General features: G+C 37.8%; 32 protein-coding genes. 23 read left to right on the top strand and 9 right to left on the bottom strand.

All coding sequences use genetic code 11. The annotated features are described in order from the left end of the window. Positions 1-323 precede the first annotated feature (323 nt). Genes LUA86_RS16300 through LUA86_RS16280 form a run of 5 tightly spaced genes read left to right on the top strand, consistent with a single transcriptional unit; the run spans position 324 to position 2,506 of the window. Positions 324-557, top strand: a complete 234-nt coding sequence (locus LUA86_RS16300; protein ID WP_231464734.1) for a hypothetical protein — start codon at positions 324-326, stop codon at positions 555-557. Positions 558-570: 13 nt separating this feature from the next. Next, positions 571-1,020: a hypothetical protein gene (locus LUA86_RS16295; RefSeq protein ID WP_231464732.1), complete on the top strand. Its 450-nt coding sequence runs from the start codon at positions 571-573 to the stop codon at positions 1,018-1,020. Next, positions 1,020-1,232 carry a hypothetical protein gene (locus LUA86_RS16290; protein ID WP_231464730.1) on the top strand — a complete coding sequence of 71 codons (213 nt, stop codon included), beginning with the start codon at positions 1,020-1,022 and terminating at the stop codon, positions 1,230-1,232. Before LUA86_RS16295 ends, LUA86_RS16290 begins: the two co-directional genes overlap by 1 nt. Before the next feature lie 9 nt (positions 1,233-1,241). Continuing rightward, positions 1,242-1,985, top strand: a complete 744-nt coding sequence (locus tag LUA86_RS16285; protein ID WP_231464729.1) for an SOS response-associated peptidase — start codon at positions 1,242-1,244, stop codon at positions 1,983-1,985. A 2-nt stretch (positions 1,986-1,987) separates the two neighbouring features. Further along, on the top strand, positions 1,988-2,506 hold the full coding sequence (locus LUA86_RS16280) for a hypothetical protein (RefSeq protein WP_231464727.1): 519 nt from the start codon (positions 1,988-1,990) through the stop codon (positions 2,504-2,506). Positions 2,507-2,599: 93 nt separating this feature from the next. Here the strand turns inward: LUA86_RS16280 and LUA86_RS16275 are convergent, their stop codons facing one another. Together LUA86_RS16275 and LUA86_RS16270 are read right to left on the bottom strand one after the other, a co-directional pair. Beyond that, positions 2,600-2,809, bottom strand: a complete 210-nt coding sequence (locus LUA86_RS16275) for a hypothetical protein (RefSeq protein WP_231464725.1) — start codon at positions 2,807-2,809, stop codon at positions 2,600-2,602. 5 nt (positions 2,810-2,814) lie between these two features. Continuing rightward, entirely contained in the window at positions 2,815-3,582 is a 768-nt protein-coding gene (locus tag LUA86_RS16270) for a DNA-formamidopyrimidine glycosylase family protein (protein ID WP_231464723.1), read from the bottom strand. A gap of 81 nt (positions 3,583-3,663) precedes the next feature. Here LUA86_RS16270 and LUA86_RS16265 point away from each other — a divergent pair, with 81 nt between their 5' ends. Then, positions 3,664-3,849 carry a DUF3606 domain-containing protein gene (locus LUA86_RS16265; RefSeq protein ID WP_231464721.1) on the top strand — a complete coding sequence of 62 codons (186 nt, stop codon included), beginning with the start codon at positions 3,664-3,666 and terminating at the stop codon, positions 3,847-3,849. A gap of 2 nt (positions 3,850-3,851) precedes the next feature. Then, positions 3,852-4,199, top strand: a complete 348-nt coding sequence (locus LUA86_RS16260) for a hypothetical protein (RefSeq protein WP_231464718.1) — start codon at positions 3,852-3,854, stop codon at positions 4,197-4,199. Between the two features lie 192 nt (positions 4,200-4,391). On the opposite strand, the gene LUA86_RS16255 is transcribed toward LUA86_RS16260, so the two are convergent. The 7 genes from LUA86_RS16255 to LUA86_RS16225 form a co-directional block, all read right to left on the bottom strand. Continuing rightward, positions 4,392-4,769, bottom strand: a complete 378-nt coding sequence (locus LUA86_RS16255; protein ID WP_231464715.1) for a hypothetical protein — start codon at positions 4,767-4,769, stop codon at positions 4,392-4,394. Between the two features lie 341 nt (positions 4,770-5,110). After that, positions 5,111-5,440 carry a hypothetical protein gene (locus tag LUA86_RS16250; protein WP_231464712.1) on the bottom strand — a complete coding sequence of 110 codons (330 nt, stop codon included), beginning with the start codon at positions 5,438-5,440 and terminating at the stop codon, positions 5,111-5,113. Positions 5,441-5,644: 204 nt separating this feature from the next. Next, positions 5,645-5,839: a hypothetical protein gene (locus LUA86_RS16245; protein ID WP_231464710.1), complete on the bottom strand. Its 195-nt coding sequence runs from the start codon at positions 5,837-5,839 to the stop codon at positions 5,645-5,647. 1 nt (position 5,840) lies between these two features. Further along, a complete protein-coding gene (locus tag LUA86_RS16240) occupies positions 5,841-6,044 on the bottom strand; it encodes a putative quorum-sensing-regulated virulence factor (RefSeq protein WP_231464708.1) in 204 nt (67 codons plus the stop codon). A gap of 14 nt (positions 6,045-6,058) precedes the next feature. Beyond that, on the bottom strand, positions 6,059-6,847 hold the full coding sequence (locus LUA86_RS16235; protein ID WP_231464706.1) for a phosphoadenosine phosphosulfate reductase family protein: 789 nt from the start codon (positions 6,845-6,847) through the stop codon (positions 6,059-6,061). Continuing rightward, entirely contained in the window at positions 6,847-6,984 is a 138-nt protein-coding gene (locus LUA86_RS16230; protein ID WP_231464703.1) for a hypothetical protein, read from the bottom strand. The genes LUA86_RS16235 and LUA86_RS16230 overlap by 1 nt, the downstream gene beginning before the upstream one ends. A gap of 73 nt (positions 6,985-7,057) precedes the next feature. Then, a complete protein-coding gene (locus tag LUA86_RS16225; RefSeq protein ID WP_231464700.1) occupies positions 7,058-7,345 on the bottom strand; it encodes a helix-turn-helix domain-containing protein in 288 nt (95 codons plus the stop codon). Positions 7,346-7,596: 251 nt separating this feature from the next. Between LUA86_RS16225 and LUA86_RS16220 the strand changes: the two genes are divergently transcribed. From LUA86_RS16220 to LUA86_RS16145, 16 genes are read left to right on the top strand one after another with little or no spacing between them, the layout of a single operon-like run. Then, positions 7,597-8,256 (top strand): hypothetical protein, encoded by a 660-nt coding sequence (locus LUA86_RS16220; RefSeq protein WP_231464697.1) that lies wholly within the window; start codon positions 7,597-7,599, stop codon positions 8,254-8,256. Positions 8,257-8,269: 13 nt separating this feature from the next. Beyond that, on the top strand, positions 8,270-8,662 hold the full coding sequence (locus LUA86_RS16215; RefSeq protein ID WP_231464694.1) for a hypothetical protein: 393 nt from the start codon (positions 8,270-8,272) through the stop codon (positions 8,660-8,662). Further along, positions 8,662-9,747 carry a major capsid protein gene (locus tag LUA86_RS16210; protein ID WP_231464690.1) on the top strand — a complete coding sequence of 362 codons (1,086 nt, stop codon included), beginning with the start codon at positions 8,662-8,664 and terminating at the stop codon, positions 9,745-9,747. Before LUA86_RS16215 ends, LUA86_RS16210 begins: the two co-directional genes overlap by 1 nt. Next, the gene (locus LUA86_RS16205; RefSeq protein ID WP_231464689.1) at positions 9,747-10,091 is read left to right on the top strand and encodes a hypothetical protein; all 345 of its coding nucleotides are present in this window, start codon (positions 9,747-9,749) and stop codon (positions 10,089-10,091) included. The genes LUA86_RS16210 and LUA86_RS16205 overlap by 1 nt, the downstream gene beginning before the upstream one ends. 6 nt (positions 10,092-10,097) lie before the next feature. Further along, complete coding sequence (locus tag LUA86_RS16200) at positions 10,098-10,424, top strand: DUF6706 family protein (RefSeq protein ID WP_231464686.1); 327 nt, start codon at positions 10,098-10,100, stop codon at positions 10,422-10,424. Further along, positions 10,418-10,750: a hypothetical protein gene (locus LUA86_RS16195; protein WP_231464684.1), complete on the top strand. Its 333-nt coding sequence runs from the start codon at positions 10,418-10,420 to the stop codon at positions 10,748-10,750. Before LUA86_RS16200 ends, LUA86_RS16195 begins: the two co-directional genes overlap by 7 nt. Further along, positions 10,741-11,181, top strand: a complete 441-nt coding sequence (locus tag LUA86_RS16190) for a hypothetical protein (protein WP_231464681.1) — start codon at positions 10,741-10,743, stop codon at positions 11,179-11,181. The genes LUA86_RS16195 and LUA86_RS16190 overlap by 10 nt, the downstream gene beginning before the upstream one ends. Continuing rightward, positions 11,171-11,575: a hypothetical protein gene (locus tag LUA86_RS16185; RefSeq protein WP_231464678.1), complete on the top strand. Its 405-nt coding sequence runs from the start codon at positions 11,171-11,173 to the stop codon at positions 11,573-11,575. Before LUA86_RS16190 ends, LUA86_RS16185 begins: the two co-directional genes overlap by 11 nt. Before the next feature lie 12 nt (positions 11,576-11,587). After that, positions 11,588-12,112: a hypothetical protein gene (locus LUA86_RS16180; protein ID WP_231464675.1), complete on the top strand. Its 525-nt coding sequence runs from the start codon at positions 11,588-11,590 to the stop codon at positions 12,110-12,112. Between the two features lie 39 nt (positions 12,113-12,151). Further along, positions 12,152-12,655, top strand: a complete 504-nt coding sequence (locus LUA86_RS16175; protein ID WP_231464672.1) for a hypothetical protein — start codon at positions 12,152-12,154, stop codon at positions 12,653-12,655. 17 nt (positions 12,656-12,672) lie between these two features. Continuing rightward, positions 12,673-12,843: a hypothetical protein gene (locus LUA86_RS16170; RefSeq protein ID WP_231464669.1), complete on the top strand. Its 171-nt coding sequence runs from the start codon at positions 12,673-12,675 to the stop codon at positions 12,841-12,843. Further along, positions 12,844-16,950, top strand: a complete 4,107-nt coding sequence (locus LUA86_RS16165) for a tape measure protein (protein ID WP_231464667.1) — start codon at positions 12,844-12,846, stop codon at positions 16,948-16,950. It abuts the gene before it with no gap. Position 16,951: 1 nt separating this feature from the next. Further along, positions 16,952-17,860, top strand: a complete 909-nt coding sequence (locus tag LUA86_RS16160) for a hypothetical protein (RefSeq protein ID WP_231464664.1) — start codon at positions 16,952-16,954, stop codon at positions 17,858-17,860. Continuing rightward, on the top strand, positions 17,860-19,185 hold the full coding sequence (locus LUA86_RS16155; protein ID WP_231464662.1) for a hypothetical protein: 1,326 nt from the start codon (positions 17,860-17,862) through the stop codon (positions 19,183-19,185). The genes LUA86_RS16160 and LUA86_RS16155 overlap by 1 nt, the downstream gene beginning before the upstream one ends. After that, positions 19,185-20,228 (top strand): hypothetical protein, encoded by a 1,044-nt coding sequence (locus LUA86_RS16150; RefSeq protein WP_231464659.1) that lies wholly within the window; start codon positions 19,185-19,187, stop codon positions 20,226-20,228. The genes LUA86_RS16155 and LUA86_RS16150 overlap by 1 nt, the downstream gene beginning before the upstream one ends. A gap of 44 nt (positions 20,229-20,272) precedes the next feature. Continuing rightward, the gene (locus tag LUA86_RS16145; protein WP_231464656.1) at positions 20,273-21,616 is read left to right on the top strand and encodes a hypothetical protein; all 1,344 of its coding nucleotides are present in this window, start codon (positions 20,273-20,275) and stop codon (positions 21,614-21,616) included. Positions 21,617-21,653 lie beyond the last annotated feature (37 nt).

The following is a 21,653-nucleotide window of genomic DNA, read 5'->3' as shown; positions in this document are numbered from 1 at the left end:
AATTACATTTTTCCAAATAAATACGGGAAATTATATTTCTATTGACATTTGTCAATACGGTTTACTATAATTGTACTCGAGAGCGTTAAATTAGATGGAAGGCAGGTTACATTTATGTACCTGCTTTCTTTTTTGCCTTTTGGGAAGCAATAATTTTATATTTTTGGCATGGCCATCTGGAATTAACTGGTGGCTAGTTTAGATTAACTCTTTCTACCTTTGACTAATCTGATTTTTTTTTAAACACCTTCATTAATTTGTAGGTGTTTTTTTTGTTAGTAAGATTTTTTGCTAAAATATTTAGTAAAATCAATCTTTGTGTTATGAATGTCGATGATTTAATTTTTAGTGGTGCATTTGGTAGCAAAACTTGTACAGTAAGATTAACAGCGCCGCATGGTGGTGGCTATCAATACCATATAATGATTGATGATTATTATGTTGGTGCATTACAGAAAAGAAGCGGTAAATGGTGCTGGTTGAATATGCCTTCATCGTTCACTTCTGCTGATAGAGATTTGTTAATTGCAAGATTTCAAACTAAATTGGATAAATAAAGGTTCTTGAAATATGAATACTACAGAATTTGAGATGTACATCAATGATACTAAAAGACCATCTAAAATTAGGATAGAAGAAAAAGATGAACTTTTCTATGTTTCGATAGATGATGACTTTAAGGGTTCTATGAAAATTGATAAAAGTACTGAATCTGGTTTTGTAACCGATGATGCAGAACTTAAGCAACACTTATACTCAATAGCTTCACATTTGGATGCCGATAGGAAAATTAGTGAATTACCTGAAAAACTTCTTGAGAGGTATGGTGATAACTTAGTTAGCTTTAGATTTATTGAAGATGATACTTTAGAACTTACAGCGCACGAAGATACAGACATTGAAGAATTTGGTAACGTAATGGAAGACCTTATTTATGATGATGTAGAATTTGAGAAAAAGCTGATTGTTATCGTAAGAAAAGAAAATGATGAACACACCTATACTTTTGATATTAACTAATGCTTCAATTACTCTATAAATATATTAACCATCCAGATTACCCTTATACTATCGTACAGCATAATATTGGTCAGCCTTATTACTTTTATTCTAAAACTACTCTCATTGGTTCTATAGAAAAAATAGATGGAGTTTGGAAACAGGTATCTGGCCGGCAAACACTTGATGAGGTAGTTGCTGGGATGGGTGCATATATTGAGCAAAATTCTTAACTTAGATAAATGTGCTATACAGCTACACAAGTTACTAAAGCTTATGATTTGCAGAGCCACTTCCCTGCAAAGGCAGTAGATCCCACAGTTGAAGTCAATCTATATAAAGCATCAGGGTTTGACCATCCATCTTTATTGGTGCTACTCAACGATAATGGGGAAAACATCATTGACCTCTATCAATGGGGACTAATGCCAACCTGGAATAAACCCCTAACTGATATGCTTGCATTAGCTAAGCGAACGCTTAACGCCAGAAGTGAGGATATCAGAACGACCACTTCTTTTAAAAATGCTATCAAAAAACAGCGCTGCATAATCCCGGTAAATTCTTTCTTTGAGTATAAGCACATTTTTAATGAGAAAGGAAAGAAAATCGATACGCTGCCATATCTGATTCATCCAAAAGAGCAACCTTACTTTTACCTTGCTGGTTTGTATAGCTACTATAAAGAGCCAGTTTCAAATGAATGGTATAAAACATTTACGATTGTTACTGAGCCTGCTAATATTTTTATGGCGGATATACACAACTCCGCTAAACGAATGCCTTTGATGCTAAGCAAATCCCTTATTGATGACTGGATAAATCCTGATAGTCCAGATGGATTGATTGATGATATTATGCAATTTGCCTGTTCTGACGATGACCTCGCTGCTTATCGCGTAATCAGGGAATTAAAGAGCGCTCCAAATGACAAAAATGTACTGCGTGAAGTGAGTGACAACACACAAAGTAATTTATATAGTTAGATATGGAAAATTTACAAGACCAAATTAGAGGTGGTGCCAATCTATACGGCGTGACTTTAGCAGATAACATTAACAAAGCTTTTCCTCAGGTTAAATGTATATACGGTGGTGGAAACTTATATCTCCATCTACCCGATAGTCCAGGCTATAGTGCACGTAGTAAAGGGTGGCTATATACCATGTTAAAAAGTTTGCCCGAGATAGATGCACCACTACAAAGATTACAGGTGATTGTCTATGTTAATGAATCAATTCAATGCGTTACTATTATCAATCCATCAAAATTTGACGTAACTGCTTTAGATAATGCGAAGGAAAATGGATTGAGCTTTTCGCAACCACCACCATCTCGAGAGCAGTTAGAGCCTTTGCCACTTGACCATCCTTGGTATAGAGATAAGGATTATTTCAAAAAGCAACCTAGATTAAATAAAGGCCCGGTAACGTTTGATGACGTCAAGGATTTACCAAATGTCAAGCCGATATTGGACCAAATGCGTAGGGAAGGAATTAAAATTTAACTTTCAGTACATTCAATATCGGGTGAAAAGCCGATAAATTTGAATATCGGGTAATTAGCCGATAATACCGTACACCCAACCCTAAACATCTGATTACATATTACTTTCAATAACCAACTTCATTGCCTGCAATCGCCAGAGTAAAGGTTGGTTAACTTTTGATTCGGGTTTAAGGCGTAATGGTGCAAAGTGTGATTCAAGAAAATGATTGTAATCATTCACTTTGGTTGCATTATTTAAAAATACTGGCATATCCGGCTTAGGTGCATTTCTAAACCAATCTTCAAGTTCAGGGATAGTCATTTGGTTTATTTATAAACTATTTGGCTGGATGTATAGTATGTTTTGCGAGAACCTTTTTTATCAATCAATATTTCTTCTCCCTTAGCTGTCGATTTTGTCTTAGGCAAATGAATTTTAAGGAATTCTTTATTCTCACCGGTTATCCTTTCCGGATCTTTAGTTGATATGTTTTCTATCTCATTAGTTAGTACCTGATGAATTGAATTAACCAATTTGCCCACCACATCAGCTGGTATTGCACTGGCGATTGAAAGTGGTGAAATACCCGCATGATAGAATATTTCATCGGCATAAGTATTTCCAATGCCTCTAATAACTTTTTGGTCAAGAAAAACAGATTTTACATCACCCTTCTTCTTAGCCAAAACTCCCTTCAAATAGCTTGGCTCAAAATCCAGTGCATCGGGAACTTCTGAAGGTTCAGGGTTTAATGTTGGCGTAGCTGATTTTTGCCAGTCGGTTAAGAATAAAGATTGAGTTGGAAAATCAATCTGCAGTATTGGAAATTTAACTTCCTCCCCTTTTCCTACTAATCTAATTTCACCATGCAGCATTAGATGGAAGCCTAATATGCTACTTCCTATTTCTAAATGTAATTCCTTGCCCTCACGATATATTGATTTAACCTTGTGGTTGCCTAGGGCATTGTTAAGTTGCTCCTGAGTTGCGTTCGCTTTTCTGTCAACATGCAAGGTAACTTCCTGTACTGTATGGTTAGTAAGCTGCTTAGATAAATGCTTCGCCATTACGGCTAAATCTGGAAGTTCCGGCATGTTCAATAATTTTGAACGAAGATAAGGCAAAACTATTTGGACTTAAGGGATGTTTTATCAACACCTTAAAACATTAATACTATGGATGATAAATTAAAACAAGATGGTCGTGACGATTCTAAAGTAGATTTAAACGACCCTAATGAAGTTGCTTATGCAGCAAAACAAGCTGGAGTAAGTTCATCTGAATACAAAGAATTTGCTAAAGCTTCGGGAAGTTCATCTCGCAAAGTTATTGCGGATTACATCGCAAAACAGAAAGGTTAGTAATGCCACGCAGAAAAAAACATGAAGTTGAGCTAAATGGAATCGCTAAAAAACTTGGAGCGGAAATTTACGCTGAATCGCCTGGGTTCGTATGCTTATTGCCTGCGGATGTGCATAACTCAGTTACTGCTAAAGGCGGTAGCGTGGCGGAAGCCGTAGAAAATTGGGATAGCAAACTGCAAGCTCATTTAAGAAATGCAGGGAACGATGATCCTGTTGTTATTTATGTTAAAAAGATGCTTGCTTTAGCCAACACTCCAACACGTTCAAGTGAAAGAAAACATTGGACGGAAAAGCCTCAGCATGTAATTGATTTTGAGAATCAGTTTTATGTGAGCAGGAAAAGATAAAACTTAATGCCTAATTTAATGTTCTTTTAACGGTATAAACATTAAGCAGTTTATAGTTTTAAGAGGAGAAGCCACCAGAGAAATTTGGTGGTTTTCTTTTTTCAAAAACAATCCATGAATTAATTGGTTTATTAAATATCATCCACCTATGATGATTCATACTTTGGTTAGTTAGCAAAAAAAGCCTTCAAATTATTGAGGGCTTTTCTGTTTCTTTCTTTTTCTAATCACCAAAATACCTACTAAGCCAATTGAAGCTAACAATGCAGGGGTGTAATCGTCCAAATCGCAACCAATATTGGTGAAATTGTAAATGTAGTTATTTGAGCAATCAGTAGCGCCAATACAACATGCTGTTTGTGGTGATGCAAGGGAATAAGTCGTAAATCTGGGACAAACGGTAGTGCTCGAGGTGAAGGTAGAAAAAGGAGCATCATAGCGCGGAATGAGAAAATTCAGGCCACTACCGAAACCGTTACGCATATAATAGATTTGTGATCCTCCAACTTTACCGCAACCCTGTAAGTTTTGGGCTTGTGAAAATTTAGGTGCGATGAATGCAAAGATCATCACTATAATTAAGAACAGGTAACTATCAGACAATTTGCGCATTATCTAATTTACCGGAGGTTAGGCTTTCAACCTACGTTCATTTTGTTCAATAAGTTTAAACAATAGATCAGCTTATTCGTTAATAAAATACATTACTCAACAACATTTATATTTTACCCTAATCCTTTGAGAAAACAGAGGCTTTTTTTTCTCGTTTAAATTGATTATTTTTAATTAACTTTTTCATTCAGTCTGGATAGATAATTGAAAATTGTTTGTTCAAAAACCACCTGAAATAAATTCAAGTGGTTTTTGTTTTTACTAAAACCAGGTATTTTTTAACTTGTTGTTGGGTTTAACTAAAATTTGTCTTTAAGTGAAAGGATTGCATACTTACTTACCTCACTGTAAATCACTTCTTCTCGAATACCCATCTGCTCTAAACCGTCATCGTCAAATTGCTTCTTAATCCAATTACACAATTCAGATAGCTCAACTGGTGGCTGTATAACCACGCAAGCATGAAATGATAATTGATGAGTGTTGAGAACATCTCCACAGTCTTTGTAACTTAATCCAAAAGCTTCCTCCTGCGTTTCGGCATCAACGATTCGAAGGCAGTTGTGAATATTTAGACCTTCTGGATTTTGCTTTGTAAATACTAATGACACTGCATATTTATTTTTCATAATTTTTCCCTATCTTGTTGTATGTCAGATAATTTTAAAGAGTTTTTAAAGCATGCGGCAGAAGTTCTGTTTTACATTGTTGCCATTTTAATTCTTGGTTGGATTTTTGGCCCGGAGAATTTACTATATAGGACTTAATAAAATTTATTCTAACCATCAAAATCACAAACCAGTGAATCTTACCTAAATCGGCAAAATGTAATTTTATACCCCACGGGCCTGCATCACCTTTTTATCCTTCAAAGTTTTATTGTCAATTGGCGGCTTAGGCTTAATTATCTTCTTTTCGCAGCTTCCGATAAAAACTGAGCCAGCCAAGGCGATAGCTAGCACTATTGTTGAAATCTTTACAGACCGAATGCCTACTATAGGCTTACGACCGAGATTGTTATAATTCATATTATTTGTATTTAGATGATTTATTGTCCTTTGAAGCTTGCTTTTCCAAAACTTCAAAATTTTCCAAGATGTATTTTTTAAGTCTACCTGCTCTTTCATTCCTATATAGCCAAAGCAAGTGACTTGCTGGAACGTTTACTAGCGCCTGTCCTTTGTATTTACCAAAAGGCATTGGCGTTAAGTCCGTAAAAATTTCTGTTTCCATGCTTATTGTTGTGATTACATTATCCAATCAGAAATGATTGATGGTGTGTAGTTATTTAAGATTGCGTCTTTGACTGAACTTATAGCAAATCCGTTTCTAAATTTGTGGCCAATTTTCTTCTCCGTTTCTACATATCTATCTAGCAGTTCCGGATTATGCTGACCTGCAATTACCAAAGCATCAAACGGGCTAAAAATGCAGAAACAACAGGATAGACGTGGCATGCCTAAATCATAGGCTGGATGGTACGGAAGGTTATTTGATTTGATTACATTCCAGACTTTTTCTAGTGACCAATCATGAACCGGTAACCAGTCATGAACCAATCGCCTTTTTGTAGTAAGTTGTTTATTTACTTTAAGAACCTCCTTCTTGGCTCGGGCGGGACTTTCGTCTTTTCGGAAGCCGAAAACGTGAAGAACTTTGCAATTCCCCAATTCTTTTGTAAGCATTGTCACGACACGGGCACCCGGTCCGCGTTTGAAGTCACTGGTGCAATATCGATTCTTGTTGTCAGGCCATTTCTTTCGACGTTCAACAAATTCGAGTAGCGTTTCCTCGTAACCCTTGCTATTTCTACGTTTCGAATAGTAGGTTCGTAGTCCAAAAAAATCAGCCTGAGTTTTAACCAGTCTATGTGTTCCCTTCCACTCCATCTCTCCGAGGTCTTGATGGCTCACAACTATCCTGTCCAAAGAATAGCCCTGCTCCATCGCCAGCCTGCAAACATCAAACTTTGCTACAAGAGAATCCTTCCCAGCACTACTGTTTATGATTATTAGATCGTATAAATGCAAATCCATTACTGAACCTCCCATACTTCGAAAGCGCTGTATGATGCCATATCAGCATCTGAGACTACTTTCAAGTTGAACTTCATATCTACAATAAGTTTTCTGGCTGAGGCGACTTGCTTATCCAGATTCTTGGCTTTGAACATCACCCTACCCTTTTTGAGGTTCTTGACGTTACTAGAAAACATATCGATAAACTTTTCTAAATCAGTTTTTTTCTTAGTCATTGTGAACCTCCTCTCCTAGTTTATCTTCCAAAAGAGTATTGATATCAATACCTGTGAGATTTGAAATAATTATTACGACTGCCAAAGATGGCAATGCCCTTTGTTCTTCATAGGAAGCGTAAGCAGGTCTTGAAATGGATAGTTGCGAAGAAAATTCCTCTTGAGTAAATCCTTTTTGCTTTCTGATGAGCTTTAGATTGTGGCTTAAATTCTCGCCGACATTTTGGGAATCGAAAGCACTTGATATGGCTTCGCCATTACACTGTTTTGATGTGTTCATGTTTGCTGTTTTTGTTAATCAATGTTGTTGTTCGCCTTAGCCAGAAGTTGCTGCTCCTATCGGCTAAGACATTGCAATTATAATTAGCATTCTTTACAATTCCAAGAAATTTTCAAATTAAATCAACTATTTGGTTAATTGTTTAAAACTATTTATAAACAATTTAAGACATGTTAAACATATCTTTTGGATATATTAAAGCAATTAACATATCTTTGATTAAACAAATTAGTTAACGTTAATTTAAAAGCATGGCATTTAGAAAAGAAATCTTTCAAAAGCTGAGAGTAAAGCACAAAAACGTCTCTAAAAGTATCCTAGACAAGGCTGCTGACTATATTGAAAAAGGCGTAAACGAAGAAACCGAAGTAGACGATGCTGTAGAAGATGCAGAAGGTTTAGTAACGGGCTTCTTTTCTATCTTTCAATCGGAAGGTGATAGACGTGCATCCGAGGCTGCGAAAGGGGTTAATCCAGATGGCAAAAAAGATGAGGGGAAAAAGGATGATGACGATCCGGCCAATCCTCAACCTGGTAAGGATGATAAGGAAACACCAGCTTGGGCTAAACAATTAATCGAGTCAAATAAAACATTGACGGATAGATTAGCTGCAATAGAACAAGGAAAAACCGTCGATTCAAGGAAACAAGCTTTGGAAACGAAGTTGAAAGGGGTTGATGAGAAGTTCAGCGCACAGACACTTAAAAATTTTGGAAGAATGAAGTTCGATACCGATGAGGAATTCGAAAGATTTTTAGAAGAAATTGAAACTGACGCTGCAGAATTCACACAAAATCTTTCAGACAAAAGCTTGAGCCAGCAAACCAAGCCGAAATCTGCCAACGCAAAGGTAGGTAAGGAGGCGTCCGATGCGGATATTAATGCTGCAATCGGCAATATGAATATTTAACCTAAAATTTTTTATGTCAACGACAGTCGATTTAAACGAGGACGGAAATATCATTGACACCGGTAACGATTCGATCGTTATCGTTCGTCATCTTGATTCTATCCGTGGTGGCAAATCCCTAAATGTAACCGGATTTGCACCAAAGGTGATTAATGCAGGGCATATAATCATTCAAGATCCTGTAAGCAAGGATTACAAACCCATGCCAGTAAATGGTGGTGCTACAGCTTATGCAGCTTTACCAGCCGACCACATTTATGTAGGTGTGCTTATCGCATCAATATTAACTAAACGCCCGTTTGCAGCAATCTTGACAAATGGAACAGTAAATCCGGTGGCTTCACCATTTACTCCTCCGGCTGGTGCAATTACGGCTTTAAATCAAATTCAATTTAGAGCAGACTAATGGAAGTTACAAAGTATTTAGAACTGGTTGAAGGATACTTCCCAGGGTTAGTCTTAAAAATTGTTGAGACTATTAACGGCACTAATAGCCAAAGAACCTATCTTTTCCGTAGATTTTTAAAGAAAACTTATTCGGTTGATGGTAAATGGGAAGCCATTACTGTTAATGGACAGGTTATCACGGCGGATTATGTAGCAATGGATTCGCCACTTCCATTGAAGAGACGACCGTCACAAAGTTCTGCGAGCGGTACGATTCCGAAATCAGGTCTTGAGATGCAGTTAAATGAGTCTCAAATGGATGCAATTGACACTATGATTGCTTTACAAAAACCTCAGGCGTTAATCGCTGCAAAATTACTAGAGCATTTACCAATCGTAATTCTTGCTGTGTATGAGACAATCGAGTCAACGTTTTTGCAATCATTGTCAACTGGTGTTGGTTTAATTCAGGATGATAAAAACACTGGTGTTGGTATCAGAATGGATTTCAAATACCGCAATGATCACAAGTTTGGTGTAACCAAATTATGGTCAGATCCAACATCTAAGCCATTTGATGATTTAAATCGTGCTCGTGCAAAAGCAAAAGCAGAAGGTGGTAAAACAATCACAAAATGGTTGATAACTGAAAGTGATTTGATGAATATTGCATCAACAAATCAAGCAAAACAACTATTCGCTTTCAGTCAAAATTTTGTTGGAGAAAATATCCCTGAACCTGACTTCGACCAATTAAACGCTACAGCCAAAAAACGTTTCAAATACGACTTTGAAGTTGTAGACCGTTCAATGGTATCTCAAAAGAACGGTGTAAACACAACTTACCAGCCATGGGCTGAACACGCGGTTGTTGGCATTTGCACAGAGCAATTGGGTGATTTGGTATGGAAAGAACCAGCTGAGAAAAACCGTCCAGTTGACGGTGTGAAATACGAATCTCCTGAAGATTTCTTACTTGTTTCACAATTCAGAGTAAATCGTCCTACCCTTGCTGAAGTAGTCAACTCACAGGCGCGAATCGTTCCTGTAATCAGCGCAATCAACGATATTTTCTTACTTGACTCAAACACTATTCAAGGTTAATGGAAAACTTTAATAAACAATCTTTAAAAGCGGCCGTAAAAGTTTACGGTCCGCTTCATTCAGTTGACAAAAAAACTGATGCGGAGGTAAAAGACGCAATTTCTAAAGATGAACGTAAGTTCACTTCTGAACAAATTGACCAAATCTATTCTGCGATTCTTAACCCTGAGACTCTTGAGCCAGAGAAACCAAAACTTTTTAAACATATCGTGAAAGCGAAGTTTAGGGATGCTGCTGATTTTTCTAAAGAACACAAAGTAGGTGATGACGTAAGCAGTTTTGATGCGGGTAGACTGGCCGCGCTGGTTCAAAACGGTTTAGTTGAGAAAGTAGAACAGGATTAATAAATCGTGACTATCGGGAATTACATAAGGGCAAAATTTTCGAGGTTCCAATTCAGTGTAACTGATGAGGAGCTTGAAGCAATGTTGATTGATTTGGAACTTACTCCTGAAACAGAGTATAATATCCAATTGAGTGACAAAGTTAAGAAAGTTATGATTTCTGTAATTCCCGAATTATTGCTTGCACCGGACATCAGCCAGGGAGATTACTCAATAAAATTCAAGGTTGACGGAATCAAAGCCTATTACTCTATTCTGTGTGGTGAATTGGGATTACCAGACATTTACAATCCGGTTCAGGATAACATTGTTGACAGGACGGATTCATGGTAGCATCAATTCAATATCCGCATATTATGAATGTGAGCTTTGCAGCTCAGGCATCCATTAAGAATGAAAATGGAGATTGGCTAAAACCAAATGGCACCTCAGAATTGAATAATCTGAGATGCAGGGTTGAACCGAATTCAAAAGGTTCATACACTAATGGCCAGGATGGAAAAAAAATTGAGTTCAGTTCATTAATCTTTATTGAAGGACGGATTGAAACGATTCCAATTGGATCGGAGATAAAGGTTCTTGAGGGTGAAGAGGTAATTCTCGAAACAAGTTCTTTAAAATTTTCCAGAGATTTTTTTCATTCAAGGTTATGGGTTTAGTTCCTCAATTTACTAAGGCAGATATCGCTAAAGCAATTAAATCAAAAGTTGAGGCATATCAGTCAGCGATAAAAAACAGGTTTCAATACGTTGGCGAGCAATTCATAAACCTTGCCCGGAAGAACAACACTTATGTTGACCAGACAGGTAATTTAAGAAGTTCAATTGGCTACATGGTTTTCTATAATGGCCAAGTGATATCTCAAAACTTTGACGGTAAAGATAAAGGTAAAGTTGAAGGCAAACGGATAGCGAACCTGATTGCTGAAGGACATCCAAAAGGATTTATACTGGTTGCAGTTGCAGGAATGGATTATGCTGTTGCTGTTGAGGCAAGAGGAAAAGATGTAATTACAAACTCTTCCAAGACCACTAGGGAATTACTCATTCGAGCATTGGATAAGTTAAACAGACAATATCGTGGCAAGTAAATTATCAATAGAAGCGATTGAAATTGTCTATAAGCTTTTGAAAGACGGAGGCATCACTCTCGAGATGTTTAAAGGCAATAAACCTGACGGTTTTTCGGGTGAATGCATAGTGATAAACTCATTAGGCATGACTAACGAGCAATTGCAGGAAAGCTTAATAAATGTAAATGTGTTTGTTCCTAACCTATCTCAGAAAATAGGCACTAGCCAAGACAATAGCCAGGCGAATTATCCACGGATTAAAGAACTAAGCAAACAAGTTTATGAGTTGTTAGATGAAGTTGACCAGGATGAATGGAGCTTAAATATTGAACAAGATTACATTATTGCAAACGAAGGCTTTAACGAGCATTTCAACAATTTCAGAATCGAATTTAGAAACGAAAACATTTAAAAAATTAAAATTATGGCAAAGTCATTAAAAGGATATAAAGCCTTCCGCTTTGGAGCAATTGCTGCCGATGGAGGAATGGGCCAGGTGCTTACAGCAATTGGCGCTACAGTTAAAGGTTCGGTAACGGCTACAACATCCGAAGCTACTACTCAGGATTTCAATATTGAAGAGCAGTCTCAAGCATTTGAATCTGTAGTAACTGAAGAACCACAATTATCGGGTGTGTTGGAAATTTATGATGTACATCCAGATACTGCTATTAAAATAGCAGGTGGAACTAGTGCTTCTGTAGGCAGCGGGGCAAATAAGAAAAAAGTTTATACTCCGCCAGCGGTATACAATCCAATTGAAGTTTCAGGTGAATTGGAAAGTAAAAATGGAGCAATCTTGGGTGTAGTCAGAATGCAACTCCTACCGGTGTGGCAATTCAACTTCCAGGATAGTGAATTAGGTAAACTAATCATTAATTGGAAGGCATTAGCTCCAACCAAAGCAGATACAGGAGCTTGGTCATTATCTGTACCAGATCCAGCTTAATCTAACTGGCCCCGAGCAATCGGGGCTTAAACAAACTTTATGGATGAAATACAAAATCTGAAGCGAACTGGTGATGTTATCCTCAACAAAACAATTGACGTCGAGTTTGATATCGTTAAGCCTACGCTGATTGAAAAAATCAGAAACAAGAAAGTTAGAGTATTTAAAGTTAGAAGGGCATGCTTAGACACATTACTTCTCTTCTCCAACTTGACTCTCGATATCATCACTGAAAGTTCAACAGAAAAAAAAACATTGGCTGAACATTTAAAAGCCATATCATGTGACGTGAAACTCACTGTAACACTAATTGCAATTCTACTGCTTAACACAAATGAATTACCAGTCAAAAAACTTGAAAAGTGGCTACTAAGGAATCTTGACAACGAGGACTTCTATAAAACATTGGTCATCCTGGTTGATCACTCGCGAATAGAAAATTTTTTGAATTCTATCATCTTACTAAAAGGGATGAGTCTACTGAAAACGGAGGAGATGATAGCCTTCGAAAACATAGTATCTGGGATGCTATCGGAGGATTAATAAAATATTATCCATCGATGAATTGGGAATTTTGCTTGAGAGGCACGAGTTGGGCCAATCTCAAAATGATGATGGCCGTAATCCCAGATATCAAAACGAAAGATGATGATGACAACGAGAAAAGACCATTATCATCGAAAAGTATAAAATCAGAAGTACAAAATAATTTAGAAGAAGCAGGGTTTTAAATGGGTGTTAGAGTTACAGATGGAGCATTAGGCTGGAAAGCAACTATTGATGATAGTGAAATCGATCGTGTAGCTGCCCGTGTAGAAGCTAGAATTTCTGGCCTAACTAAGAAAATTAAAGATGAAGGTAACGAGTTAGAAAACTGGGCCAAAAGCGTTGCTGCATTGGCCGCTGGTTATGCTTCTTTCTCTGGTGCTAAAGATTTAATTGACAACATCATTCGTGTTAGAGGCGAATTCCAGCAATTGGAAATTGCCTTTACTACCATGTTAAAAAGCAAGGATGAAGCTGATAAATTAATGGCTCAGGCTGTTAAGCTAGCTGCGACAACTCCTTTCGCACTTTCTGATGTTGCTAGTGGTGCTAAACAATTACTTGCTTATGGAACCGCTGCAAAGGATATTTTCCCAACATTAACTATGCTGGGCAACGTGGCCAGTGGTGTCGGTGCTCCACTAAACGACATTGTTTATTTGTACGGCACTCTACAAACCCAAGGACGTGCATATTCGAAGGATATCCAACAATTTACTGGACGAGGTATTCCAATCATAAAGGAATTAGCAGCACAATTTAAAGTTGCAGAGGGTGAAGTGATGGGCTTAGTGGAAGCTGGCAAGGTTGGATTCCCAGAAGTACAAAAGGCATTCCAGGCCATGACATCATCATCAGGATTATTCTTTAACCTAATGGCTGAACAATCGAAATCATTAACTGGCCAGTTATCCAATCTCGAGGATAGTTTCGATGGGATGCTTAATGCAATAGGAAAAAGTAACGAAGGAATACTAAATGATGGTATTGCAGGATTGAATCTGTTGGTAGAGAACTATGAAAAAGTTCTTACTGTTGTCGGATTATTAGTTACAACATATGGCTCATACCGAGCAGCATTGGTTATAGAAGCTGCTTTGGCTCAAATTTCTGCCGCCAGAGCTGTCGGCATGACTACGGCAGAGTTACTTCACTTAGGAGCAATAACAGCTAAAACGGCTGCAATGAGAATTCTAAATTCTGTAATGGCAGCATCACCAGTAATAGCTTATACGGCTTTAATCACTGCATTGACAGTAGCTATTTATGCTTTAAGTCAGACTACAACTGCAGCAGCGGTTGCTACGAAAGCTCTCGGTCAAATAGCAGGGGATTACTCTGGAAAATTAGCAGAGCAAAAGCTTGCCCTGACTGAAATTGTCAGGGTTGCCAGGGATAGAAATATAACTGAAGACGAAAGGATTGCCGCTGTTAAAAAGCTCAATGAATTAAATCCACAATTTCTTGGCGGACTAAACGCTCAAAATATTTCCACCCGTGATGGTAGTAAAGCTATTGAGGAATATTTGAAATGGCTTAAAGCAAAACTGCAAGGTGAAGCAGCATATGCTGTTAAATCGGAAGCAGTAAAGCGGATAGCTGAGAGAAATGCAAAAGCTATTGTTGATCCAAGAGAGAAGGGACTAAGCACTATGGACTTTCTCGGCTATCAATTGAAAAATATTTTTAAAGGTAGATTTGTTACTGGTGACGTTCAGAATGTGGCGACCGACATCGTTAAGCAGTTGAATCAACAAGATGAAGCAATAATTAAAGCAGTTGACTCAAACTATAAAAATCAACTCAAGAATCGGGTAACAGGCCTTGTTACTAATGATACTGGTGGACCGAAAACTACCTCGCAAAACAAAGCCTTCTACGAAGCAATAATTAAAAACAACACTGACCAATTAGAAGCTCTAGATACAGCTGACAAAGATTTTAATACAAAAGCAGCACCATTAAAAAAACGAATCCGTGAAGCAAAACAGGCATTATTAGCATTCGATCCAGAAGGAAAAGCTGCAAAGAAATCGAATGATGAATTTCAGCAATGGACCGACAGAAGAGTGGAACTAATAGGGAAAATCTCAGATGCTTATCAAAGTGCAATCTCTAATCAGAAAAGTCAAAACGAACAGGAGATTGATGACAATAAAGCTAATTATAAAGCATTGCGAGATGAAATTGAAAAATATAACAAAGAGGCTAAGCAAGAAAACAAACCATTGATAGGTCGAGCTACCTATCAGATGATTGATAACGCCCAATCTAAAGAGCAATACGAAATAGAAACTAAGCAGCGAACTAATTTAATATTATCCGAGCTTCAGAAAGAGAAATCTGCCTACGAAGAATTTGAACAATACAAAGTTGATTTTGGAGAGAAGAAAGCCAAAGAAAGATTTAAGAATGAAATCGATTTAAATAAAACTTATCAGCAAATCGTAGAGCAAAGACTTGGAGAATTATTGACGAAAGACCCCACGGAAATGACTGGTTCAGAAAAGTCGGCTCTGGAAGCAGTGAAGAAATTAAATGATGAAGCGATTAAAGCTGAATCAGATAAGAACGATGCCCTATTAAAACAATTTCAAACTTACGCCACAAAAAGACAACTCTTACAAGAGACCGCGTTGAACGAAGCTGCCCGCCTCAGAAAACTTGGCAGAGAGCAGGAAGCTCAAGAAGCAATCAATGCTGGAATCGAAGATGTACGAGCGCTAGATGCTACACAAATTAAGAAAATGTCTTCGTACAGAAACTTATTTGAGTATGTAGGTAAGCGAACCAAAAAACAGATTCTAGATGCAATTGACCTTTACCAGAAAGAACTTAATGAATTTACAGGTGTAGCAGATGAGAAAGCGAAGGCACAGAAAGAACTTGATGACTTAAAAAAATCTGTTAAAGACGATGGCGGGAAAACTTTGGAGACTGTTGTTTATCAGCTTGAGAGAATAGGAAGTGAGTTTGCAAGCATTAATGGAGATATCGGGAATATTGCCACTGTACTTTTAAGTGCGGCGCGGTCTTATGTTGAAATACAAAAGAATTTAAAAACTGTAAAGGATCCAAAGGCATCGACAACAGACAAGATTGGAGCTGGACTTGGTATTGCAGGTGCTGCAATAAGTGTTGCTACAACTGTATTCGGATATTTTAAAGGTTTGAAGGAAGCAAAAGAAGCTGCTTGGAAAGCAATGGATGATTATCAAGCTGCAGCTATTAAGGGTGAACTAGAATACCAGGCATTAATCCGCAAAAGGGAGCAAGACGACATCAAACGGGGAAAGAATAGCTATCAGGCCATTATCGACCAGTTGGAGTTACTCAAAAAGCAATCTCCTGAAATTGAAAAAGCCTACAATAAAATATTTGCTGCAATCCAGGGCGAGAGTTTTACCAGTGGAGTTGGATACCAGCATGGAACATGGTTGAGAAAAGCAAAGACTTGGGATATCATGGCCAGTCTTGCTGGCTCCCAATATGCTGATTTAGAAAAGCTTTATACTCAGGGCAAGCTTAAAGACCAGGCGAAAGCAGATTTTGAAAGTCTAAAAGCTTTAAAAGAAGAGCTTAAGTCTGCCGGTATAGAAGTTGAGCAATTGCAAGGCCAATTGAATGAAATGCTTACAGGCACATCTGTTGGAGGATTAGCCGACTCGTTATCTCAATTATTTGAGAACGGAAAGTTCGCGGCAAAAGACTTTGGAGATTCTTTTGAACAAATAATGAAGAAAGCAATTACCAACAGCTTTAAGTATAAGTTATTGGAAGATGGGTTGCAACCATTCTATGATGAGTTTTCTTCTCTATTTACTAAAGGCACACCAACTAAAGACCAGCTTGATGCTCTGAAAGCACAATACGTTTCCCTTGGTCAGGGTTTTGCTGATAAATTCAAAGAATTGGAAAACATAACTGGTGTTAGCTTAACTGATAAAGATGGTAAAGCAAATCCTGTTTCAGGCAGCATTACCGCTGCAGGATTGACGGAAGACACTGCAAATAAATCAATGGGCATATGGAGAGCTCAATTTGATTTAACAAAAACTTTAGTCCGCCACTCTGAAGAGAATTTAAGAAATCTGGTTCTTTTAGGAAAGAATGCAACTGACCAATTAAATGCGGCCACCGCTAACTTACGTGAACTGCAACAGATTAATGCGAATACTTATAGAATGGCAAACAATACTGACAATTTGGACAGTAAGCTTGATAAAATTATAGCAAACACTTCTTCAGGTAGCTCTTATCAGAATTTGCTTAATAACGGATTTAAACCATAGTATGTACAACTTAGGAGGCGTAGATTTAAGCGATATCCCTTTCATTGCAGGAGTTCAAAATAATTCAGACATAGCGTTGTCTGGACTGTTTGATATGCCCGCTCGTCTTGGAAAAACCTTTCATGATTGGGGCGATGAGGATGGTATCGAGCCTTACGTTAGTGCATCCGAAATATTTTTTGGGGGTAGAGATTTATCGTTGACTGGTTTTATAAAAGGAAACAACAAGTCTGACTGCAATGATAAGCTTGGAGTGCTCTATAATTTAATAAACTCGTTTACTGATACTGTTCCTCTTCAAAGCGACTGGGGTTCTTTTAATGTTTACGTTAACGCGCCAATAGTAGGCAACCGATTATCGGATACAATTTTGTCGGTTACTATCCCATTTAGAGAGCCCGTAGTTGATATGACTCCGTTGATACCAATTGGTGATTCCTCACAATATGGCATAGATGGAAATTCATTTGCCCTCTTAGGTGGCGAAGCACTTAAATTATCAGGGGATAGTTGGAATAGAACAAATCCGAAAACTGAGAACATATCTTTCTTCGGAAAAGAAAAAGCTTTTATTGGAAGATTGACAGCGCCAGAGCACACGCTTACTATTGGATTGCGGGATGAATCATTCATTGGACTAAGATATAAAGTGAAAGAATTCATGGCACTTCTTGCATCCCCTGGTGTAAGGAAATTAGTCTATCCAAACGATAAGCTGAGAGCCTTTTTTGTGAAAGATGGTTTCAAAACAACTGCTCTATATGCAAAACGAACTAAAAAATTTTGTGTGATAGACATCAAAATCACAGAGGTAAACGTGACCTCAGTAATTACCCTAGAAAACTTGATTGATTACCAAAAATTCAATGTTACCGATAGTGATGGTAACAATATAAAATTAATAATCTAATGGCAGATAAAGAATTCCCCAAAGACTATAGCCGACTCTCACCTGTTTCAGGTACAGAGAAAATAATGGCTGCTAGAGCTAGCGATGGAAAAATGTTTTGGGTCACGCTGGCTGACATAACTGCGGGCTTTCAGGCAGCCCTAGTTAGTGGCACAACAATAAAAACTATCAACGGTATCTCAATCCTTGGTCCAGGTAATATCGCTATTACTGGGGGTGGAAGTCCTACTACTAATGCGAGTGCTTTAACTTCTGGCACTTTGGATGATGCGAGGTTGTCAGCCAATGTTGCTAAGCTAGAAACGGTCGGAACAGAAAAGGTAATTGCAAAAAATAATTTACGTGCTGTCATTCTTGGTCCAGGTGTGAAAGAATATACAGATAACAATAGTGAAAGTAGCATTCAAATTGATACTGCATGGCTTGATTCCTATGCAAGCTCTAAAGGTTGGGGTTCGGGTGGTGGAAACACTACGCCCGCACCTCCAACTTTGACAGCAAATGACTCTACAGATACTTTAACTGCAAGTCATGCGCTTGGCACATCGGAGATTGTTATGAGTATCAATGATGCGGCTTACGTTGCCTATTCTCCAATTAGTGTTGGAAACGTAGCACGTGCAGCTGGTTACTGGAAATTCAAAATTAAGTCTGCAACTGGAAGGAATGAAAGTTCGGTTGTTAGCAGTCCGGCTTTTACAGTAGCGAGCGGTGGTGGTGCTTTTACACCTAAAACAATCTTCATAAATCTATGCAGCGAGTATGCTGATGGTAGTGTTACCAATCCGCCAAATGCTAATGTTTTAAATGCAACCAACTCGGCTCTAGGAACTGTTAACGGGTTTACTTCACCTAATTTAAAAGATATAACTGGTGCGCTAACTGGTATCACATTAACGAATAGCGGTGCGTTTTCAGGTGGTAACTCTCAAATATCAACAGCTCAAGATTCTGCAGGGAATACCGGAGTATATGAAAATGCTGCCGTAAACACTGGCTGGTCTGTAAATGGTGGAACATCGGCCAAAATAAATTTCTTAGGGCTTACAGCGGGTAAGTATTATCAATTATACTTTTTGATGCCTATGGATAATACCGTTGTGCGAGGTGTAACCATTAACGGAACTACAAAAAACAGAACTTCCACAAGTTCGGCTGCCTCGTTTGGTGCTGCTGCTAATGGACTGAATGATCCTGAGCTTATAGTTTTCAATAACCTTACAAGTGTGACGAGCATCGAGGCTGCTATTAACAGGGTGAGCGGTGACTACGGTGCGACACTAGCATTAATTGTACTTCAAGAATCTGATACAGCGAAACCATAATGTTAACAGCTAAAAAATATATTACCGGAACGGCAGTGTTTGACAAGATCATTGCGACCATTACTTTTAGCAGTGCTCCAAGCGATTTGGTCGTATCAATACCTCCTTTAAAATACGACAAGAAGAATTGGTTCAGCTTTGAAATGGATGACCACAGTTCGTCAATTCCATTTGCTCTGAGTGTGCTTGCGAATAAGTTCTACACCGATGGTTGCGGTAATAACAAGCCGTATACAATGGCCGCTTCTGTAAATGGAGCTCAGGAAATGACCGGAGAGGAGTATGACTTTAGCAATGAAGTTGGTGATAGATTAAGAGCGGTAATAGCTGCTAATGGTGATTTATCCGATCATGGCTATTATCATGATCCTGTAGGATTCGGAGCGAACATGACTGCTTTGCAAAGCACAATAGCAATGCAGGATTTTATACAAAGAAAATTTAACGGTTTTCAAACTCGTAGTAAAATTGTGCCGACCAACTATGCAGGACATGCACAAGCTGCATTTGATCAAGGTTATTTATATTCAACTTCACAAAGTCAGTCAGATGGATTTACCGCTGAATGGCAATATGCTCCACCAGGTAATAACGCTGTAGTTGGCCCTTTTGCAGCACTTCGAAGGGATTTTACAGACCAATGGGCTAACGATTTCAACTTCATTAAAGGTAGTATAACCAATCTGGTTGCCGCCACTGATAAGTTTTATAGGATTGGTTCTCACACAATTGATAATCAAGCTGCCTTTCAATCATTTTTTGACTTTGTACAATCATCATCAAATGACCAGCTTTGGGTTACCACAACCCGTGAGGTATTCGAATACAAAGAAGTTAGCGCTTTGCCAATCATCCAAAGCTTGGTAGGCAATACATTAAACATCGAAGTTGACTTAAGCACATTATCAGCCAAAAACATGTGGAAGGATATTTCTTTCCTGCTCAACACTACTGCAAACATTCAATCAGTCACTACAAACGCAAATAGCTTTTCATTTAATAATTCATCAAAACTTTTAAACCTTTTCAAAAAAACATCATGAAGTTCAAACTAACACTCGTAGCCTTATTCATTTGTCTAAGTTCAATGGCTCAGACAACAAATGCCATTAATGGAGTAAAGTATAATTATAAAAAAGAGGAAAAAAAACTCACGAAAGTCAGTTTCTCTAATGGCGTGGTTCTGGATCTAGAAGGAAGTAATTCTGTTGCTACGGTGACAGCGGCTTTAAAAAAGTATTTAGAAAATACCGCTAACCTCCCACTTACAACTACCCCGGCATATCCAAACCCAATGCCTTCAACTGGCACGAAGCCGACGTTTTCTTTGCCAGAAGGAAATTACATTGAAATATCCTTAACTAGTGGTAAAACCTTGGATTTATCCAACTATTCAAATCAAAAGATAAAGCTAAAGCCTGGCAATTATAACAGCGTTTATATTACTGGTAATAAGTTAAAGAATATTATTATCGATGCCAATGGTGTAAATCTTGAAAAGTCGGTAATTGAATTAGGGTCAGGCGATATGGTAGAGATTTATGGTATTAAAATGTACAATAACGATTCGCGAGTTCTACGATTCGATTTCGGACTGAATAACTTTCATTTATACAATTCTACATTTATTAATTGCGGTGATTATGCATTCTATTGCAACCGCGCAAAAGAAGTAGATTATAATGGCAAAGATGCAACAGCGAATTTAGGACTTAAAATTATTAACAACGTTTTCGACAATTTTGGAAACATTCAGATGGAAGGAAAGCTGGATAAAGACATTAATGCCGATAGAGGTTTATTTAAAAATCCAGAAATAGCTTTTAATACATTCAAAAACAATCCTTCAATCGGTTCGGCAGTTGTTTTTGAGAATGTAGAAAATTACGATATTCATCATAATATTGTTGAGAATCTTAATAGCAAAAATGATAACCACAATGGTATTTTCTACATGCAAGGAAGTGGTAAGTTTCATGATAATAAATTAAATAACTATCAAGGTAATGCGATCAGGATGTGGCTTTACACCCGCGGAAGTACACCATATACCAACGAAATATTTAATAACTTCTGCTTCAACACTCGAAAATACGGAGGTTTCGAGCTCCAAGGTTTCGATAGATATATAATTCCTGGCAAAACAACATTTGCCAATGCAAAAGTTTATAATAATACTGTTGGCAGAATGAATACTTCCAAAGACTGGGAGGGTCAGATGCTCGATTTATACAATTACGGCGGAACACTTGAATACTACAACAATCTAGGTTTTGAGCTCAACTATTCCGGTAGAGCAATAGGTAATATGATTAACAATATGAGTGATGTTAAAATATCAGGAGCTGGAAACATTTATAAGTTAAACATTGGAGATGCTTTAGATTCAGAATTCAATTCAAAATTCCCTGGGATTGGTGCGCGTCAATAGTTAACAATTTTTATTTACTCAAAAACATATCCTTTGG

The organism is Pedobacter sp. Leaf132 (genome assembly GCF_920984695.1).
Lineage (GTDB): Bacteria > Bacteroidota > Bacteroidia > Sphingobacteriales > Sphingobacteriaceae > Pedobacter.
Note: the sequence above shows the minus strand (reverse complement) of the source record. Positions and strands in the feature narration are given on the sequence as shown.

Coding starts and splice junctions, on each gene's coding strand:
- LUA86_RS16285 (WP_231464729.1), top strand. CDS start 1,242: ATGTGCTATACAGCTACACAAGTTACTAAAGCTTATGATTTGCAGAGC.
- LUA86_RS16255 (WP_231464715.1), bottom strand. CDS start 4,769: ATGATCTTTGCATTCATCGCACCTAAATTTTCACAAGCCCAAAACTTA.
- LUA86_RS16280 (WP_231464727.1), top strand. CDS start 1,988: ATGGAAAATTTACAAGACCAAATTAGAGGTGGTGCCAATCTATACGGC.
- LUA86_RS16290 (WP_231464730.1), top strand. CDS start 1,020: ATGCTTCAATTACTCTATAAATATATTAACCATCCAGATTACCCTTAT.
- LUA86_RS16150 (WP_231464659.1), top strand. CDS start 19,185: ATGTTAACAGCTAAAAAATATATTACCGGAACGGCAGTGTTTGACAAG.
- LUA86_RS16230 (WP_231464703.1), bottom strand. CDS start 6,984: ATGTTCAAAGCCAAGAATCTGGATAAGCAAGTCGCCTCAGCCAGAAAA.
- LUA86_RS16145 (WP_231464656.1), top strand. CDS start 20,273: ATGGCTCAGACAACAAATGCCATTAATGGAGTAAAGTATAATTATAAA.
- LUA86_RS16205 (WP_231464689.1), top strand. CDS start 9,747: ATGGAAAACTTTAATAAACAATCTTTAAAAGCGGCCGTAAAAGTTTAC.
- LUA86_RS16195 (WP_231464684.1), top strand. CDS start 10,418: ATGGTAGCATCAATTCAATATCCGCATATTATGAATGTGAGCTTTGCA.
- LUA86_RS16235 (WP_231464706.1), bottom strand. CDS start 6,847: ATGGATTTGCATTTATACGATCTAATAATCATAAACAGTAGTGCTGGG.
- LUA86_RS16175 (WP_231464672.1), top strand. CDS start 12,152: ATGGATGAAATACAAAATCTGAAGCGAACTGGTGATGTTATCCTCAAC.
- LUA86_RS16170 (WP_231464669.1), top strand. CDS start 12,673: ATGAATTGGGAATTTTGCTTGAGAGGCACGAGTTGGGCCAATCTCAAA.
- LUA86_RS16215 (WP_231464694.1), top strand. CDS start 8,270: ATGTCAACGACAGTCGATTTAAACGAGGACGGAAATATCATTGACACC.
- LUA86_RS16220 (WP_231464697.1), top strand. CDS start 7,597: ATGGCATTTAGAAAAGAAATCTTTCAAAAGCTGAGAGTAAAGCACAAA.
- LUA86_RS16245 (WP_231464710.1), bottom strand. CDS start 5,839: ATGAATTATAACAATCTCGGTCGTAAGCCTATAGTAGGCATTCGGTCT.
- LUA86_RS16225 (WP_231464700.1), bottom strand. CDS start 7,345: ATGAACACATCAAAACAGTGTAATGGCGAAGCCATATCAAGTGCTTTC.
- LUA86_RS16250 (WP_231464712.1), bottom strand. CDS start 5,440: ATGAAAAATAAATATGCAGTGTCATTAGTATTTACAAAGCAAAATCCA.
- LUA86_RS16275 (WP_231464725.1), bottom strand. CDS start 2,809: ATGACTATCCCTGAACTTGAAGATTGGTTTAGAAATGCACCTAAGCCG.
- LUA86_RS16265 (WP_231464721.1), top strand. CDS start 3,664: ATGGATGATAAATTAAAACAAGATGGTCGTGACGATTCTAAAGTAGAT.
- LUA86_RS16240 (WP_231464708.1), bottom strand. CDS start 6,044: ATGGAAACAGAAATTTTTACGGACTTAACGCCAATGCCTTTTGGTAAA.
- LUA86_RS16160 (WP_231464664.1), top strand. CDS start 16,952: ATGTACAACTTAGGAGGCGTAGATTTAAGCGATATCCCTTTCATTGCA.
- LUA86_RS16190 (WP_231464681.1), top strand. CDS start 10,741: ATGGGTTTAGTTCCTCAATTTACTAAGGCAGATATCGCTAAAGCAATT.
- LUA86_RS16165 (WP_231464667.1), top strand. CDS start 12,844: ATGGGTGTTAGAGTTACAGATGGAGCATTAGGCTGGAAAGCAACTATT.
- LUA86_RS16270 (WP_231464723.1), bottom strand. CDS start 3,582: ATGCCGGAACTTCCAGATTTAGCCGTAATGGCGAAGCATTTATCTAAG.
- LUA86_RS16155 (WP_231464662.1), top strand. CDS start 17,860: ATGGCAGATAAAGAATTCCCCAAAGACTATAGCCGACTCTCACCTGTT.
- LUA86_RS16300 (WP_231464734.1), top strand. CDS start 324: ATGAATGTCGATGATTTAATTTTTAGTGGTGCATTTGGTAGCAAAACT.
- LUA86_RS16260 (WP_231464718.1), top strand. CDS start 3,852: ATGCCACGCAGAAAAAAACATGAAGTTGAGCTAAATGGAATCGCTAAA.
- LUA86_RS16210 (WP_231464690.1), top strand. CDS start 8,662: ATGGAAGTTACAAAGTATTTAGAACTGGTTGAAGGATACTTCCCAGGG.
- LUA86_RS16295 (WP_231464732.1), top strand. CDS start 571: ATGAATACTACAGAATTTGAGATGTACATCAATGATACTAAAAGACCA.
- LUA86_RS16180 (WP_231464675.1), top strand. CDS start 11,588: ATGGCAAAGTCATTAAAAGGATATAAAGCCTTCCGCTTTGGAGCAATT.